Here is a 16,292-nt window from a genome sequence, read left to right as displayed (position 1 = left end):
TGTCCATCTTATCATTCGTTTGCTGATTACCTACACTGAGAGACAATTATTCAGGTATTCAGGAGAAACACTATGACCATTAAAGCCATTGCCATCAGCCCGGAAAACCCGCAGCAGTTTATTGAAATCCAGCAACCCCAGCCAACGCCGGGTGAATACGATCTGCTGGTCGACGTCAAAGCCGCATCAGTCAACCCGGTGGATACCAAAGTCCATAAAGGCGCACAGAAAAATGGCCTGCAACAGCCACGCGTGCTCGGCTGGGATGCCAGCGGTATCGTGCTGGCCGTGGGCAGCAAGGTCAGTGGTTTTAAAGCGGGCGATGAAGTCTATTACGCAGGCGACATTACCCGGCCAGGTAGCAATGCCAGCCAGCAGTTGATTGATGCGCGGATTACCGGCCACAAGCCTCGCTCACTGGATTGGGCAGAATCTGCCGCCATCCCGCTGACTGCACTGACAGCGTGGGAAGGCCTGTTTGATCGTCTGCAACTCGAAAGTGCCACAGCAGGCAAAACGCTGCTGATTGTAGGCGGCGCAGGCGGCGTCGGTTCGCTGGCGATCCCTCTGGCCAAACTGCGCAGCAAAGTGACGGTGATCGCCACGGCATCACGCCCTGATTCAGCACAGTGGTGTCAGGATCGTGGCGCCGACCTGGTGATCGACTACCGTGATATGGCTGGAGAGCTCGCGAAGCATGATATCAAACAGGTGGACTACATTTTCTGCCTGAACGATACCGATGGTCACTGGGAAGCGATGAGCACACTGATCGCACCACAAGGGCATATCTGTACCATCGTTGAAAACGAGAAACCGTTAAACATGGATCAGCTGAAGCTGAAAAGTGCCGCGCTGCATTTTGAGTTTATGTACACACGAAGCATGTTCACCACGCCGGATATCGCCCGTCAGGGAGAGATTCTGGATGCCACTGCCGCGCTGCTGGATGACGGTAAGCTGGCAGGTTCACTGAGCAAAACCCTGCATGGGCTGAGCGTAGAAACACTGACAGAAGCCCACCAGCTAGTGCTGGACGGCCATATGCGTGGCAAAGTGGTGATGGTGTATTAAGTTTCACCGTGGCGGGCCGATCGGAAAAAAGGATCGGCCCCTGCGGCGGGGCAGCGATATTTAAGCGCCCAGCATCTCTTTCACCAGTTCGACGCAGCGCAGGAAGCGCTCGTCGTAGTTGTCCTGCTCAACGTGAACATAGTTGATGTTATTCTCGCCAAGCATGGCGATCAGCAGTGACTGGAACTCTTTGCGATCCACCGAGCTGCCCAGGCTGCGCAGCCCATCGGCCACCCAGGGCACGTTGTTTTCCACCAGGATCACCAGATCGAAACGATACTCGTCAATCAGCGCCTGAACAAACGGATGCTCACGGCCTTCATACTTTTTACAGAATGCCTGCGTGGTCACAAAGTCAGTGTCGATAAACGCCACTTTATTGGCGTATTTGACCGCAAAGTCGATGTACTGCGCCTGGCCGAGGGCGATCTTATCGTAGTCAGAATACTGTAACGCCATCTCGTCGCCGCCCAGATGCGAGAAGACGTAATCGCGGCCAAACTCCCAGGCACTGGTGGTATTGAAGATATTCGCCAGCTTATTGACCAGTGTGGATTTCCCGCTCGATTCACCGCCGAGTATCGCCACAGTGCGCACGAAGAAGGGCTTCACTTCAGTGGGAATATATTCCCAGTAGCGGAACGGATCCTGACGAATCTGCCCGCCGCTAATGTTCATAAATGAACGTTTTGGATCAATAACAATGGTCTCGACACCGAGGTGGGTACTGAACTGCTCGGCATCCCCCTCTTCACTGGTGTAGATACAGTTCGGCACAATGCCGTGATCGTCCATAAACGACTGCACGCCGTGGCTCCAGACGTCCCAACCGTACGGATACGGCTCCATTCCCTCTTCATTGAATGAGTGAATACGAATGTTTTTCTGGTATTTAAAGGTCTGGAGCAGCCAGCGCAGACGGTCGCTGACCGTGGGCTGCTGTGACATGGCGCTGGCTTCAAACAGCTGGCGATCGCGCGGCTCATCGAAACCCATGATGATATGCAGCTCGTCCACCTGGCTACAGGCGCGCTGGATCAGATAAATATGACCGGTATGAAGCGGGTAGAATTTACCAAACACCACGCCAATGGTTTTCTCGCGACGCGGAAACTCCAGCCCGAGAAAACGGTGCAGCGACTCCAGCTTCTGCGCGCTGGGGCTTTTGATTTTCGCATTCAGCAGCTGACTGAGGTACCCCTTGGTCATACCGCTGGCATCAGATACCTGCTGTAAGGTGCAGCCCTGCTGGCGAATGGCGGTTTTAAGGTAGTCAAACGATGACATGGACTCACTCCATTATAATTCGTCAAGTATAGACAACGCGTCAGCCAGCTTCTTCACACCGTACACTTTCATATTTTCCGGTGGCTTCTTCGGCACATTCGCTATCGGCACAATGGCACGGCGGAAACCATGTTTAGCCGCCTCGGAAATACGCTCCTGACCACTTGGCACCGGGCGGATCTCCCCCGCAAGCCCCACTTCACCAAACACCACCAGATCGTGCGGTAACGGGCGGTCACGCAGACTGGAAACCATCGACAGCATCAGGGCCAGGTCGGCACTGGTTTCCGTCACTTTCACCCCACCCACGACGTTGACGAACACATCCTGATCGGCCATTTGCAGGCCGCCGTGGCGGTGCAATACGGCCAGCAGGATCGCCAGACGGTTCTGCTCCAGGCCCACCGCAACGCGCCGCGGATTACCCATCATCGAGTGATCCACCAGCGCCTGAATCTCCACCAGCAGCGGACGTGTTCCTTCCCACAGCACCATCACTGAACTGCCGGAGGTGACTTCGTCGCCACGGCTTAAGAATATCGCCGATGGGTTGCTCACTTCACGCAGCCCCTGCTCGGTCATGGCAAACACGCCCAGCTCATTCACCGCACCAAAGCGGTTTTTATGGCTGCGCAGGGTACGGAAACGCGAGTCCGCATCACCATCCAGCAGTACCGAACAGTCAATACAGTGTTCCAGCACCTTCGGCCCTGCCAGGGAACCGTCTTTCGTCACGTGGCCCACCATCACGATGGCGACACCTTTGGTTTTGGCGAAACGGGTCAGATAGGCTGCGGTTTCACGCACCTGCGCGACACTACCGGGAGAGGACTGGATATCGGCCATATGCATCACCTGTATCGAGTCGATCACCATCAGTTTCGGCTGCTCCTGCTCGGCGATCAGGCAGATTTGCTCGATGCTGGTTTCCGACAGCATATTCAGATTTTCAGTGGGTAATCCCAGACGATGGGCGCGCATCGCCACCTGTTGCAGCGACTCTTCCCCGGTGACATACAGGGTTTTCATCCCTTCTGACAGCTTGCACAGGGTTTGCAACAGCAGGGTACTTTTCCCCGCGCCGGGGTTACCCCCGATCAGAATCGCACTGCCCGGGACCACACCACCGCCCAGCACACGGTCAAACTCTTTAAAACCGGTGGAAAACCGCGGGAGTTCGTCGAGACTGATGTCCGACAGTTTCTGCACGCGGCTTGGCCCGGCGCTACCGGCGTAACCTGTCAGGCGCTCATTGCGCGCAACAACAGGCGATGCCGCCAGACGCACCTCAGTAATCGTATTCCATGCATGGCAGGCGCTACATTGGCCCTGCCAGCGAGGATAATCTGCGCCGCACTCGTTACAGACAAAGGCGCGCTTTACCGCTTTGGCCAAATCTACCCCTTAACGCTCTTCGTGGATCAGGCTGCCGCTGAGAATACAGAAGACGCCCATCAGGTCAGCATGACGAATAATCACTTCGGTCTGCTCGTTCACTTTCGGTTTGGCATGATAGGCGATGCCCAGCGCTGAGGCTTTGATCATCGGCAGATCATTGGCGCCATCACCGACGGCCACCGTCTGCTCTGGAGCAATCTCAAACCGGGCAGCCAGCTTACGCAACGTGTCTGCCTTATATTGTGCATCAACGATGTCGCCCAGCACTTCGCCGGTCAGCTTGCCATCGCGGATTTCCAGCACGTTGGCGGCAATCGCCGACAAGTGCAGCGTATCGCGCAGGTATTCAGCAAAGTACGTGAAGCCGCCGGAAGCAATCGCTACATGCCAGCCCAGCGCCTGCAGCTTAGCAACCAGCGAAGTCAGGCCCGGCATCAACGGTAGCTGGTCACGCACGGTTTTCAGAATGTTGGCATCGGCATCTTTCAACGTGGCCACACGCTGACGCAGGCTGGCGGCGAAGTCCAGTTCACCGCGCATCGCACGCTCGGTGACTTCCGCCACCAGCTCGCCGCTGCCCGCCAGTTTGGCGATCTCGTCGATGCATTCGATTTCAATCGCCGTGGAGTCCATATCCATCACCAGCAGACCTGGCGTTTTCAGGTGGGGAATGCGCCCTAACGGAGCAACATCCATGCCCGCATCGTGGGCCAGCTTCATCGCACGCGGTGTCAGGGAACCGGCCAGGCGTACCACCTGATAATCCTCCACCACCCAGGCACTGACGATCACCATCGCAGCGCCTAACTGGCGCTGATATTCTGTCAGTCGGGCCTTATCGAGTTGGCGCCCATACAGCAACCAGCCGGTACGGCCAGCACGGTAATCCAACGGCATCACTTCATCACCGCTCAAAGATAGAGGTAACCCCGGCCAGAGAGAGACTTCGGCAGGCAGGTCGCACCAGGTGAGGCTATTTGGCATCACAGCTCCTGTAAGGACTTAATTATCACTATTGTTGCTCAACATAGGCAGAGCATTAAAACCACGCAAGAGGCTACCCTGTAAGCCCGCCTTCTGGCAACATAAAGCTAATGACCGGAAAGCGGTTCTTTCTCCAGGATTGAAGGGTTGAGATGGCAAAAGCCAAACTGAAGTTTCGTCTTCACCGTACGGTGATCGTCCTGATTTGCCTGACACTCCTGGTCGTGCTGATGCAGGGCGCCTCGTGGTTCAGTCTGGGGCACCAGATGGCGCGTTCTGAACAGGTTGAAGAACTGGCCCATACGCTGACACGCCAGGTCGCCTGGACGCTGACGCCGCTGATGGACAATCCGGATGATAATCATCAAAAAATTATCGATTCACTCGACCAGATGACCCATGAAAGCCGCATTCTTGATGCTTCACTGTATGACAGCGAGGGAAGTTTGATCGCACACAGCGGTGAAAGCATTAACGTACGCGACCGCCTGGCACTGGATGGCCAGCGTGCCGGTAGTTACTTTAACCATCAGATTGTCCAGCCGCTGGCGAGCAAAGACGGCCCGCGCGGATTTCTGCGCGTCACGCTGGATACCCATGTACTGGTCACCGAAGCTAAGCAGGTGGATAACACCACCAATATACTGCGCTTAATGATGATCCTGGCGTTGGCCATCGGCATTATTCTCTCCCGTACTCTGCTGCGCGATCGTCGTACCCGCTGGCAGCAGTCGCCGTTCCTGCTCACCGCAAACAATCCGGTGAAAGAGGATGATGACGAGAGTGAAACAGACGCTGAAACAGTCGGTAGCCCTCCGGCTTCCGATACAGAAAATAAAGCGACGTCTTCCTTATCTAACAGCAAATAAAGCTATTCCGTTGAAATAGCTTTTCGTGTTCTGTACTCCTTTTCACCTCAGCTGCATCTTAAACACTCCCGAGCGCTTATGCGTTCTTGATGCCTGAAAACTAAGGAGTACAACGATGAAACGGAGCTTTATTATCATCACGATGACCACTGTGGGCCTGTGTTTTTCTGCTGCTGCTGTTGCCGCAGATCAATCCGGGATCGCTGTTTATTCCACTCAAAAAGAGTTGAAATCCCTGTCGTCAGATGGCCTGGATAATTACGGGAAAACGTTTAACGTTACGCTGAAAAATACCACAGCGAAAAATATCGACTTGCAGATGTTTTGCCTGAAAGGGTATTCGCGTGATGGCCGGGAATTCCCGGTTGACCGTGTTGATGAGCATCTGGCGCGCGGGAAATTAAAACCTCAGGGCAAAGTCACAGGGCCGGTGATTTTCTCTGCCGCTGACGACAGTGTGTTTGATATCAACCGGGTGAAGATTACGGACAAATGTCGTTAATGAAGGTCGGCTGCGCGCGGCATTTCGCGTGATTTTTTGAAAGGAACGCTGATAAACGGAGGCTGGCTGAATGCCAGCCTCGCGGGAGAAATTACTCTTTATCGCCCAGCAACACAGATTCCAGCGCGATTTCAATCATCTCGCTGAAGGTGGTCTGACGCTCTGCGGCGGTGGTCTGCTCATGGGTACGGATATGGTCAGATACGGTGCAGATGGTCAGCGCTTTGGCGCCAAACTCTGCGGCCACGCCGTAGATGCCTGCAGCTTCCATTTCCACACCCAGAATGCCGTACTTTTCCATCACGTCGAACATCTGTGGGTCTGGCGTATAGAACAGGTCAGCAGAGAAGATGTTGCCCACACGCGCTTTCACACCCAGCGCTTTCGCTGCATCAACCGCGTTACGGACCATGTCAAAATCAGCAATCGCTGAGAAATCGTGGTCTTTAAAACGCATGCGGTTCACTTTGGAATCGGTGCAGGCACCCATACCAATCACCACGTCACGCAGTTTCACATCGGCACGTACCGCACCGCAGGAGCCCACACGGATGATTTTTTTCACGCCGAATTCGGTGATCAGCTCTTTCGCATAGATAGAGCAAGACGGGATGCCCATGCCGTGACCCATGACGGAGATCTTACGGCCTTTGTAAGTCCCGGTGTAGCCCAGCATACCGCGCACGTTATTCACTTCCACGGCGTCCTGCAGGAAGGTCTCAGCAATGTGCTTTGCACGCAGCGGATCGCCCGGCATCAGCACAACGTCAGCGAAATCACCCATCTCAGCGTTAATGTGTGGCGTAGCCATGTTTCATCCTTATCTCAAAAAATAGAGTGTTACTTCAACCTTCAGAATAACGGCTTACCGTATTCCATGGGTGAAAGACCAAAATAGTGAGCGACCGTCTGACCGATATCGGCGAAGGTATCGCGATAACCGTAATCACCCGGCTTAACGCCCGGCCCGTAAATCAGCACAGGAATATGCTCGCGGGTATGCTCGGTGCCCTGCCAGCTTGGGTCACAGCCGTGGTCAGCGGTGAGGATCAGGATATCCCCTTCTTTCACCTGTGCCATCAGCTCAGGCAAACGGCGGTCGAATAACTCCAGCCCACCGGCATAGCCAGGAATATCGCGGCGGTGTCCCCAGGTTGAGTCAAAATCAACAAAGTTAGTGAACACAATACTGTTGTCCGGCGCTGTTTTCATTTCAGCGACAGTGGCATCAAACAGCGCATCCAGGCCGGTCGCCTTCACCTTTTTGGTGATGCCGACATGCGCATAGATATCCGCAATTTTACCCACTGAAATCACTTCACCGCCCTGCTCGTCAACCAGCTTTTTAAGGACGGTTGGCGCAGGCGGCTCTACCGCCAGGTCGTGACGATTCCCGGTACGCTCGAAGTTTCCTGCTTTGTCGCCAATAAACGGACGCGCAATCACGCGGCCAATATTGTACCCCCCTTCGGTAAGCGCTTCACGGGCAATCTCACAAAGTTCGTAGAGGCGATCAAGGCCGAAGGTCTCTTCGTGGCAGGCAATCTGGAACACCGAGTCGGCAGAGGTATAGAAAATCGGCTTACCGGTTTTCATATGTTCTTCGCCCAGTTGGTCGAGGATCACCGTGCCGGAAGAGTGGCAGTTGCCGAGATAACCCGGCAAATTGGCTTTTTCCACCAACAGATCGAGCAGCTCCTGCGGGAAGCTATTTTCCAGATCGCTGAAGTACCCCCAGTCAAACAGCACAGGTACACCGGCGATTTCCCAGTGACCAGACGGCGTGTCCTTCCCGGAGGAGAGCTCGCTGGCGTATGCGTAAGCGCCAATAATCTCGGCGTCTTTATCCAGCCCCAGCGGGAATTTACCGCTGGAGGCTTCCGCCGCTTTACCTAAACCCAGTGCCGTGAGGTTGGGCAGATGGAGTGGGCCTTTACGCCCTTTGTCTGCTTCACCCTTGAAGCACGCCTCAGCAATATGTCCGAGGGTATCCGAGCCTTTATCGCCAAACTTGTCGGCGTCTTTGCTGTACCCGATCCCAAAGGAATCAAGCACCATGATAAATGCACGTTTCATCCTGATCTCCTGCGCGATAGTCGCGATGAGCGTTAAAAAAATGCGATCAGAACAGAATACTCCTTCTCAGGATATTCTGCGATAAATAACTGGCGTTGAGGCGGGTACGCCCTCCCCAACGGCAACGGCGCGTTTTACCGCGCTGGCCGCTTCCTGCCAGCTGGCTTCATCAGACGCGTGGATCACGGCCAGCGGACGCTGACCGTCCACCGCATCACCCAGTTGCGCCACATCGCTGAAACCTACGCTGTAATCAATACTGTCACTGGCGCGACGACGGCCGCCACCCAGCGATACTACCGCCATGCCAAGTGCACGCGTGTCCATGGCATTAACGATGCCAGGCCTGTCGGCAAACACCGCTTTGCTCAACATCGGTGCAGGCAAATAACTGTCCATCCGTTCAATAAAGTCTGTCGGTCCTTTCTGTGCTGCCACCATACGGGCAAATATTTCAGCCGCACGGCCATTATCCAGCACAGCCTGAAGCTTGCTGCGCGCATCATCTGCCGACGTTGCCAGGCCACCGGAGAGCAGCATCTCGCTGCACAGCGCCATCGTCACTTCCAGCAGTCGCGGATTGCGGTATTCACCGGTGAGGAACTGCACCGCTTCGCGCACTTCCAGCGCATTTCCTGCACTGGATGCCAGCACCTGATTCATGTCCGTCAGCAACGCGGTGGTCTTGCATCCCGCGCCGTTCGCCACGCCAACAATCGCCTGCGCCAGCGCCTCTGATTTTTCAAACGTCGGCATAAACGCACCTGACCCCACTTTCACATCCATCACCAGCGCATCCAGGCCTTCAGCCAGTTTTTTGGCGAGGATCGACGCCGTAATCAGCGGAATCGAGTCAACTGTGGCGGTAATATCACGTGTGGCATAGAAACGTTTATCTGCCGGTGCCAGTGAGTTGGTCTGGCCAATGATCGCCACACCCACTTCTTTAATGATCTGGCGGAAACGATCGTCCTGCGGAAAAATATCAAAGCCGGGGATCGCCTCAAGCTTATCCAGCGTGCCGCCGGTATGACCAAGGCCACGGCCAGAGATCATCGGTACATAGCCGCCGCAGGCCGCGACCATTGGCCCCAGCATCAGGGAGGTCACATCGCCAACGCCCCCCGTGGAGTGTTTATCCACCACCGGGCCATTGAGATTAAGCGCCTTCCAGTTGAGTACCGAACCGGAGTCACGCATGGCCATGGTTAACGCCACGCGCTCAGGCAGCGACATATCGTGAAAGTAAATCGTCATTGCCAGTGCAGCAATCTGCCCTTCAGAGACCGTGTTATCACGCACACCATTGATAAAGAAACGGATCTCTTCTTCACTTAGCGCCTGTCCATCACGTTTTTTTCGAATAATTTCTTGTGGCAGAAACACGGTAACCCCCGGTATTAATAGCGAAAATGGTTCAACGGGTAGGGCATGCCCTACCCCTACGGGTAAACAGGATGGTGATACCCGCCGTCACAGCGGTCAGGCAGACCTGACCCGTCAGCTGTTAGTATTTGCTGTCGCTGGTTGCGCCTGAGAAGCCCGCCGCATTTAACAGACTGGCCAGCAGGCTGGAAGCGCCAAAACGGAAATGGCGGGCATCGGCCCAGTCGCTGCCCAGAATGTCATCTGCCAGTTTCAGATACAGTGCAGCATCATCGGCGGTGCGCACGCCACCGGCAGGCTTAAAGCCGACCTGCTGCTTGACCCCTTTTTCGGCAATCACACGCATCATGATTTCCGCCACTGCAGGGGTGGCGTTAACCGGCACTTTGCCCGTTGAGGTTTTGATAAAGTCAGCGCCTGCATCGATGGCAATTTCGGATGCTTTGCGGATCAGTGCTTCCTCTTTCAGCTCACCCGTTTCAATAATTACTTTTAACAGCACGTTAGCGTCTGAACACGCAGTTTTACAGGCTTTTACCAGCTCAAATCCGACGGTTTCGTTACCCGCAATCAATGCGCGATACGGGAATACCACATCCACTTCATCCGCACCGTAGGCGATCGCTGCACGGGTTTCCGCCAGTGCAATATCAATATCATCGTTGCCGTGCGGGAAGTTGGTCACCGTAGCGATGCGAATGTCTGGGGTCCCCTGCTCACGCAGCGTCTTGCGGGCAATCGGAATAAAACGCGGGTAGATACAGATGGCTGCCGTGTTACCACCCGGAGATTTCGCCTGGTGACATAACGCGATCACTTTAGCGTCAGTATCATCCTCATTGAGCGTGGTTAAATCCATCAGTTGCAGCGCACGCAGCGCCTGAGATTTCACATCGGACATCGTTCTCTCCAGACAGGTTTTATGAGGGCGGGGTCGACATATACTCAACCCGCGACGCCCTGTAATGTTAAAATTATAACAGTCAGCATTAGACTATTTTGTGGGTGATTTCACAATAAAAGGATTCTTGTTTCATCATTTTCGCAAGAAATTTGATGCTCATCACGCAACAAGGCGCCACTGAGGCAAATAACAGCGTTCAGCGACATCATAAGGAAATGTTATAATTATAACATTCTGTTTTTCGTTATGTGGAAGGATAAAAGTATAGTCAGCTCACACGCCAAATAGCGTACGGGTGTTTTCTCGCAGAGTATCAGCAATATGTTGCGGGGATTCGGGCCGGAGGGCACACAACGTTTCCCAGACTTCCCTGACCCGCTCCGGACGGTTGGGCTGCCCCTGATACCCCTGTAATGGCATGTCGGGTGCGTCGGTTTCCAGCAGCAACGAAGTCAGCGGCAGCCGGGAAAGAGTCTGCCGAGTTTTACTGGCGCGTTCATAGGTAATGGTACCGCCTACGCCAATCGCATAGCCCGCACGGATAAAGGCCAGCGCCTGCTGTTCGCTGCCGGCAAAACCATGTACCACACCACAACGTGGCAGGCTGATACGGCGCAGATGCATCGCCAGCTTGTCATGAGTGCGGCGTGAATGCAGGATCACCGGCAGGTCATAATCACGCGCCAGCCTAAGCTGCGCATCCAGCAGCGCCTGCTGTCGTTCGAACTGCGGATTGTCGATGTAGAGATCGAGGCCAATTTCCCCAATCGCCACCAGCTTCGGGTGCCGCCGTTGCAGATGCTGCTCCAGCACCTGCAAATCCTCAGGCCGATGCTCTGCAATCGCCATTGGATGCACGCCGAGCGCGGCATAAACCGCATCATGGCACTCAGCCAGCGCAATCACCCCATCAAAGCGCTCTGCGGAGACGCCAACAGCAATAATTCGCTCAACGCCTGCGGCAGCCGCCCGTTGCAGGCTGGCCGTTTCATCCCCCACAAACGGCGGAAAATCAAAATGGCAGTGGGTGTCTACAAAGCGCAGCGTCATGCCAGCGATCCTTTATCAAAATCTTCATCATTACCCGGCAACGATGGCAGGTTAATCCCCTGCCGATGCGGTTCATTGGCAACGGGCAGCAATGGCACCACCGGCCGCCGGATAAGACGGTTGCCGTCGTTTAGCCACTGACCGAGCGTGGCAAGAAAATAACGCCCACAGCGGCGGCCAAGGTGATAATCCTGATTGAGCGCAGCAATCCGACTGCCGAGCGCGTTGCTGGCCAGTGGGCGCGGCGGATAGATTTCAATAATGCGCAGCGAATCCGGCGGGTTGTCGATAAAGCGCTGGATCTCGCGATAGCTCTCTTCATGCACCTGCAAAACGTTGATCAGCGGTTGCAGTGCGCCCTCACTCAGCCAGCGTTCAACGCGTTTCAACCACAAAGGAGTATAGGTCATCTGCGAGGGTACCGTGCGGATCACCACTATGGTTTCCGCGCCGCGCCGTGCGGCTTCGCGCACCGGAATGGCATCGCGGATGCCGCCATCAAGATAGCTGACGCCGGAGAGATCAACACCCGGCCGGTAAAAACCCGGAATGGCGCTGGAAGCCTTGATAATGTCATGCCAGGTATCGGCGGTCGGTGAAAAATAATCCGGCGTATAATCGTCGCTTCTGCAGGCACACATATAGAATTCGCGACCGCTGGAGAACAGTTTCTCCCCGGCATCAACGGCCAGTGGGAACTCTTTGCGGGTCACATCGATCAGCCAGTCGAGATCGATCAAATGACCTCCACGCACAAAACGCAGCGGATCAAAGAACTGTTTACGGGTGGTGTAACGGGTGATGACACGGCGAGCGTAGCCCGGTTGGCCGCAGACAAAAGCAGAGAGATTTTGCGCCCCGGCAGAGGTGCCGAGCATCAGATCAAAGGGGTTGAAGCGGGCCTGCTGGAAAGCGTCCAGAACACCGGCGGTGAAGATACCGCGCTGCCCACCGCCTTCGCATACCAGAGCGAGTTTGCCTGGCCGGAAGGGTGTTAACGCCAGTGGCTCAATATTGCCAAGGGTTATCGGAATGCGTGTGCCCAAGCCAGGTATCCTCTCAAGGTAAAGAGAAAGAGGATACCTGTTCTTGGTCAGGTGCGTGAGGCGCTTATTGCTTATTCAGCGACTCAGGCCAGGGACTAAAGTTTTTTACGCCCGGTAAACAGGCTGACAAGGAAAATAATAATACCGACGAAAAACACAATCTTAGCTGCGCCTGTAGCCGCACCCACTAAATTACCGAAGCCCAGCACTGCGGCAATCAGCGCAATAATCAGAAAAATAATACCCCATCGAAACATATGTCTCTCCTTACCAGTAGTGAAGTCTAACTATTTTTTATCATTCACATCTCCTGCCAGGCAGGGGGAATGTTTGTTCTGTGCAGATGAATCAACTGGCGGCCCCGGTAAACCAGGGCCGCTGGTTTATTACGATTTAACGGTCAAATCGTTTTTAACGCTCTTAACACCTTCAATCGCTTTGGCAATGCCTTCAGCGCGTTCAGACTGCGCCTGGGTTTTCACCGTACCGGAAAGCTGTACCACACCATTGGTGGTTTCCACTTTCACATTGCGCGAAGGAACGATGTCATCAGCTAACAGTTTAGCTTTAATTTCGCTGGTCGTTGCTGCATCACCGGCATAACCGCTAACTGTCTGTTTTGTGCTGTCTTTTACGTGCAGTTTGTCACTAACGGATTTCACACCTTCCACTTTCTTCGCAGCGGCCACGGCCAGTTCAGCCTGCTCCTGCGAGGTCACGAAACCGTTAAGTGTCACCACACCACTGTGTGTTTCAACGGAAATATCGGTGCTTTTAATCGCATCGTTATCCACCAATGCGGCTTTTACCTTAGCGGTAACGCCGCTGTCATCCATGTAGCCACCGACTTTTTTCATAGAGCTATCGATTTTCGAACCCGCGCTATCCGCCGTAGACTCTGTTTTGTTCATCAAGGTGCCTTCTGCCAGAGCAGAACCGCTTACCAGAGCAGAACCTACCACTAACGCCATCAGGGTTTTTGTCATCTTAGTCTTCATCATCGATTCGTTCCTTTTGTCTTTTACCACTCACAACGGTGAGCTTTTCAGTCACAAACGGCGTGACTGTAGTTGTCGGCAATTCGTGCTGCTTTTGCCATTGAACGTTGCAGCCATCGCGCCGCATATTTTTCGTCCTGTAGACATGAATATAGTCGGTAATGAGGATTTCACCGGGAATGGTGGTTGATTTGATGGATAAAGCAGCAAAAAAGAGGGGTTTTAGGAGGAGTCTGTAAAGGTGATTCAGGGCGGACCGGTAAAGAAGGTCCGCCCCTCTGCGGGATTAATGCTCGCGGGTTTTGCGGAACACCACGTCAGGATAACGCTCCTGGGTGATATTCAGGTTCACCATGGTCGGTGCGATATAAGTGAGGTTGTCACCGCCATCAAGCGCCAGGTTGACCTCATTTTTACGCTGGAATTCATCGAACTTCTTCGCGTCACTGCACTCCACCCAGCGGGCGGTTGAGACGTTGATCGCTTCGTAGATCGCTTCCACGTTGTATTCGCTTTTCAGACGCGCAACCACCACATCGAACTGCAGCACCCCAACAGCGCCAACGATCAGATCGTTGTTGTGCACCGGGCGGAACACCTGCACTGCCCCCTCTTCTGACAGCTGTACCAGCCCTTTCAGCAGCTGTTTCTGCTTCAGCGGGTCGCGCAGACGAATACGACGGAAAAGTTCCGGGGCGAAGTTCGGAATACCGGTGAACTTCATGTTCTCACCCTGGGTAAAGGTGTCGCCAATCTGGATGGTACCGTGGTTATGCAGGCCGATAATATCGCCCGGATACGCTTCTTCAACGTGCGAACGGTCACCCGCCATAAACGTTAGCGCATCGGCGATCACCACATCTTTCCCGGTACGGACCTGACGCAGTTTCATGCCTTTTTCATATTTACCGGAGACCACACGCATAAAGGCCACGCGGTCACGGTGTTTCGGGTCCATATTGGCCTGGATCTTAAACACGAAGCCGGTAAATTTCTCGTCCGTGGCGCTGACGGTACGTACGTCAGTGTCACGCGGCATCGGTGAGGGTGCCCACTCCACCAACCCGTCCAGCATATGGTCAACGCCGAAGTTACCCAGCGCCGTACCAAAGAATACCGGGCTTAATTTACCTGCCAGGAAGGCATCGCGGTCGAACTCATGCGAAGCCCCCTGCACCAGCTCCAGCTCATCACGCAGCTGTGCCGCCAGGTCTTCACCAATCGCCGCGTCAAGCTCCGGATTATCCAGCCCTTTGACGATGCGCACTTCCTGAATGGTATGGCCTTTACCGCTCTGATAAAGGTAGATTTCATCTTTGTACAGGTGGTAAACGCCCTTGAACAGTTTGCCACAGCCGATAGGCCAGGTGATTGGCGCACAGGCGATTTTCAGCTCGCTCTCAACTTCGTCCATCACTTCCATCGGGTCGCGGATGTCACGGTCAAGTTTGTTCATAAACGTCAGGATCGGCGTATCACGCAGACGGGTAACTTCCATCAGCTTACGGGTACGATCTTCGACGCCTTTTGCGGTGTCAATCACCATCAGACAGCAGTCAACCGCCGTCAGCGTACGGTAGGTATCTTCGGAGAAGTCTTCGTGCCCTGGGGTGTCCAGCAGGTTGACCAGGCTACCGCGATAAGGGAACTGCATCACCGAGGTGGTGATCGAGATCCCACGCTGTTTTTCCATCTCCATCCAGTCAGATTTTGCATGCTGGTTAGAGCCACGGCCTTTTACCGTACCGGCGGTCTGAATAGCCTGTCCGAACAGCAGCACTTTTTCAGTGATGGTGGTTTTACCGGCATCCGGGTGAGAAATGATGGCAAAAGTGCGGCGACGAGCCACCTCTTGCATAAACGGTGCATTTGACATGAAGCTTCTTCTGGTTTGGCGCTGTGCCAGTGCACGGCAGAGCGCGTGCGACGGTTTTCACAGCCGATTAATCAATAATGGTCGGCATTTTCGCCTATCCCGGCGTCAGACACAATGACTGACCGGCGCTTATTCAACCGAAAGCGTGCGCGCAGGCTTACTGCTCTTCAGTACGGCCTGTGCAATGCCGCCCGTTCAGCTTCACACTCGGCCCGGCAGCCGCAGCCCTCAAGGTGATCGTTCACCAGCCCCAGCGCCTGCATCAGCGAGTAAGTGGTCACCGGTCCCACCCACGTCCAGCCCCGTTTTTTCAATGCTTTCGACATCGCTGTCGCTTCCGGTGAGGTGTTTTGCGTTTGCCAGTAATGCAGGTCAATGCGCTGTGGGCGATCGGCTGCTGTCGGTTCAAACTGCCAGAACCAGGCTGCCAGTGACCCGGCTTCTGCCACCAGTCTCTGCGCACAGCGGGCATTGTTAATCGCGGAGAGGATCTTGGCGCGGTTTCTGACAATGCTTTTATCTGCCATCAGTCGCGTCACATCCTGCTCGTCATACTGCGCGACGAGAGAGAAATCGAAACCGTCGAACGCACGGCGAAAGTTTTCGCGCTTGTTATAAATCATCTGCCACGACATGCCAGAGTGAAAACTTTCCAGGCAGACTTTTTCAAACAGCAGGCGATCGCTCACCACAGGCCTGCCCCATTCGCGATCATGATAGTCAGGCATTGTCACCTGCCAGGCGCAGCAGCGCCGTCCATCCAGGGTTGTTATCAGCCCCTCCTGCTCAAGATGCGCGTTGTCAGATGCCGCCATTTTTCCTCTCCTTTTGATCAACAGTGC

16 protein-coding genes are annotated in these 16,292 nt (G+C 54.6%); 3 read left to right on the top strand and 13 right to left on the bottom strand.

Annotated features, from left to right (window positions below):
- The first annotated feature begins 72 nt into the window (after positions 1-72).
- Positions 73-1,074 carry a zinc-binding alcohol dehydrogenase family protein gene (locus WH277_RS25030; protein ID WP_159336858.1) on the top strand — a complete coding sequence of 334 codons (1,002 nt, stop codon included), beginning with the start codon at positions 73-75 and terminating at the stop codon, positions 1,072-1,074.
- Positions 1,075-1,134: 60 nt separating this feature from the next.
- On the opposite strand, the gene nadR is transcribed toward WH277_RS25030, so the two are convergent.
- Genes nadR through serB form a run of 3 tightly spaced genes read right to left on the bottom strand, consistent with a single transcriptional unit; the run spans position 1,135 to position 4,743 of the window.
- Positions 1,135-2,361, bottom strand: coding sequence for a multifunctional transcriptional regulator/nicotinamide-nucleotide adenylyltransferase/ribosylnicotinamide kinase NadR (gene nadR, locus WH277_RS25025; RefSeq protein ID WP_339507299.1), 1,227 nt, complete (start codon positions 2,359-2,361; stop codon positions 1,135-1,137).
- A gap of 12 nt (positions 2,362-2,373) precedes the next feature.
- Positions 2,374-3,756 carry a DNA repair protein RadA gene (gene radA, locus WH277_RS25020; RefSeq protein ID WP_133842394.1) on the bottom strand — a complete coding sequence of 461 codons (1,383 nt, stop codon included), beginning with the start codon at positions 3,754-3,756 and terminating at the stop codon, positions 2,374-2,376.
- A gap of 9 nt (positions 3,757-3,765) precedes the next feature.
- Positions 3,766-4,743, bottom strand: coding sequence for a phosphoserine phosphatase (serB, locus tag WH277_RS25015; protein WP_133842395.1), 978 nt, complete (start codon positions 4,741-4,743; stop codon positions 3,766-3,768).
- Between the two features lie 152 nt (positions 4,744-4,895).
- On the opposite strand from serB, the gene WH277_RS25010 reads away from it, so the two are divergent.
- Both WH277_RS25010 and WH277_RS25005 read left to right on the top strand, forming a co-directional pair.
- The gene (locus WH277_RS25010) at positions 4,896-5,612 is read left to right on the top strand and encodes a YtjB family periplasmic protein (RefSeq protein WP_133842396.1); all 717 of its coding nucleotides are present in this window, start codon (positions 4,896-4,898) and stop codon (positions 5,610-5,612) included.
- 115 nt (positions 5,613-5,727) lie between these two features.
- Complete coding sequence (locus WH277_RS25005) at positions 5,728-6,114, top strand: DUF4354 family protein (protein ID WP_159336856.1); 387 nt, start codon at positions 5,728-5,730, stop codon at positions 6,112-6,114.
- Positions 6,115-6,205: 91 nt separating this feature from the next.
- Here the strand turns inward: WH277_RS25005 and deoD are convergent, their stop codons facing one another.
- The 10 genes from deoD to WH277_RS24955 form a co-directional block, all read right to left on the bottom strand.
- Positions 6,206-6,925 carry a purine-nucleoside phosphorylase gene (gene deoD / locus WH277_RS25000; protein WP_133842398.1) on the bottom strand — a complete coding sequence of 240 codons (720 nt, stop codon included), beginning with the start codon at positions 6,923-6,925 and terminating at the stop codon, positions 6,206-6,208.
- A 41-nt stretch (positions 6,926-6,966) separates the two neighbouring features.
- Positions 6,967-8,190, bottom strand: coding sequence for a phosphopentomutase (deoB, locus tag WH277_RS24995; protein ID WP_167863341.1), 1,224 nt, complete (start codon positions 8,188-8,190; stop codon positions 6,967-6,969).
- Positions 8,191-8,256: 66 nt separating this feature from the next.
- Positions 8,257-9,576 carry a thymidine phosphorylase gene (deoA, locus tag WH277_RS24990; protein WP_133842400.1) on the bottom strand — a complete coding sequence of 440 codons (1,320 nt, stop codon included), beginning with the start codon at positions 9,574-9,576 and terminating at the stop codon, positions 8,257-8,259.
- Between the two features lie 121 nt (positions 9,577-9,697).
- Positions 9,698-10,477 (bottom strand): deoxyribose-phosphate aldolase, encoded by a 780-nt coding sequence (gene deoC / locus WH277_RS24985; RefSeq protein ID WP_171149244.1) that lies wholly within the window; start codon positions 10,475-10,477, stop codon positions 9,698-9,700.
- Positions 10,478-10,753: 276 nt separating this feature from the next.
- Positions 10,754-11,530, bottom strand: a complete 777-nt coding sequence (locus WH277_RS24980; protein WP_171149245.1) for a TatD family hydrolase — start codon at positions 11,528-11,530, stop codon at positions 10,754-10,756.
- Positions 11,527-12,576, bottom strand: a complete 1,050-nt coding sequence (locus WH277_RS24975; RefSeq protein WP_159336854.1) for a patatin-like phospholipase family protein — start codon at positions 12,574-12,576, stop codon at positions 11,527-11,529. Before WH277_RS24975 ends, WH277_RS24980 begins: the two co-directional genes overlap by 4 nt.
- A 95-nt stretch (positions 12,577-12,671) precedes the next feature.
- On the bottom strand, positions 12,672-12,833 hold the full coding sequence (locus WH277_RS24970) for a DUF1328 domain-containing protein (RefSeq protein ID WP_133842404.1): 162 nt from the start codon (positions 12,831-12,833) through the stop codon (positions 12,672-12,674).
- 129 nt (positions 12,834-12,962) lie between these two features.
- The gene (gene osmY, locus WH277_RS24965) at positions 12,963-13,577 is read right to left on the bottom strand and encodes a molecular chaperone OsmY (RefSeq protein ID WP_133842405.1); all 615 of its coding nucleotides are present in this window, start codon (positions 13,575-13,577) and stop codon (positions 12,963-12,965) included.
- Positions 13,578-13,860: 283 nt separating this feature from the next.
- Positions 13,861-15,450, bottom strand: coding sequence for a peptide chain release factor 3 (prfC, locus tag WH277_RS24960; protein ID WP_133842406.1), 1,590 nt, complete (start codon positions 15,448-15,450; stop codon positions 13,861-13,863).
- 167 nt (positions 15,451-15,617) lie between these two features.
- Positions 15,618-16,265 carry a DNA-3-methyladenine glycosylase I gene (locus tag WH277_RS24955; RefSeq protein ID WP_339507298.1) on the bottom strand — a complete coding sequence of 216 codons (648 nt, stop codon included), beginning with the start codon at positions 16,263-16,265 and terminating at the stop codon, positions 15,618-15,620.
- Between the last annotated feature and the right edge of the window lie 27 nt (positions 16,266-16,292).

The organism is Erwinia sp. MYb416 (assembly GCF_037479575.1).
Lineage (GTDB): Bacteria > Pseudomonadota > Gammaproteobacteria > Enterobacterales > Enterobacteriaceae > Erwinia > Erwinia rhapontici.
Note: the sequence above shows the minus strand (reverse complement) of the source record. Positions and strands in the feature narration are given on the sequence as shown.

Bases quoted from the DNA above. Each gene is read 5' to 3' on its own strand.
- WH277_RS25030 (WP_159336858.1), top strand. From the start codon at position 73: ATGACCATTAAAGCCATTGCCATCAGCCCGGAAAACCCGCAGCAGTTT.
- nadR (WP_339507299.1), bottom strand. From the start codon at position 2,361: ATGTCATCGTTTGACTACCTTAAAACCGCCATTCGCCAGCAGGGCTGC.
- serB (WP_133842395.1), bottom strand. From the start codon at position 4,743: ATGCCAAATAGCCTCACCTGGTGCGACCTGCCTGCCGAAGTCTCTCTC.
- WH277_RS25010 (WP_133842396.1), top strand. From the start codon at position 4,896: ATGGCAAAAGCCAAACTGAAGTTTCGTCTTCACCGTACGGTGATCGTC.
- WH277_RS25005 (WP_159336856.1), top strand. From the start codon at position 5,728: ATGAAACGGAGCTTTATTATCATCACGATGACCACTGTGGGCCTGTGT.
- deoD (WP_133842398.1), bottom strand. From the start codon at position 6,925: ATGGCTACGCCACACATTAACGCTGAGATGGGTGATTTCGCTGACGTT.
- deoB (WP_167863341.1), bottom strand. From the start codon at position 8,190: ATGAAACGTGCATTTATCATGGTGCTTGATTCCTTTGGGATCGGGTAC.
- deoC (WP_171149244.1), bottom strand. From the start codon at position 10,477: ATGTCCGATGTGAAATCTCAGGCGCTGCGTGCGCTGCAACTGATGGAT.
- WH277_RS24980 (WP_171149245.1), bottom strand. From the start codon at position 11,530: ATGACGCTGCGCTTTGTAGACACCCACTGCCATTTTGATTTTCCGCCG.
- WH277_RS24970 (WP_133842404.1), bottom strand. From the start codon at position 12,833: ATGTTTCGATGGGGTATTATTTTTCTGATTATTGCGCTGATTGCCGCA.
- osmY (WP_133842405.1), bottom strand. From the start codon at position 13,577: ATGATGAAGACTAAGATGACAAAAACCCTGATGGCGTTAGTGGTAGGT.
- prfC (WP_133842406.1), bottom strand. From the start codon at position 15,450: ATGTCAAATGCACCGTTTATGCAAGAGGTGGCTCGTCGCCGCACTTTT.
- WH277_RS24955 (WP_339507298.1), bottom strand. From the start codon at position 16,265: ATGGCGGCATCTGACAACGCGCATCTTGAGCAGGAGGGGCTGATAACA.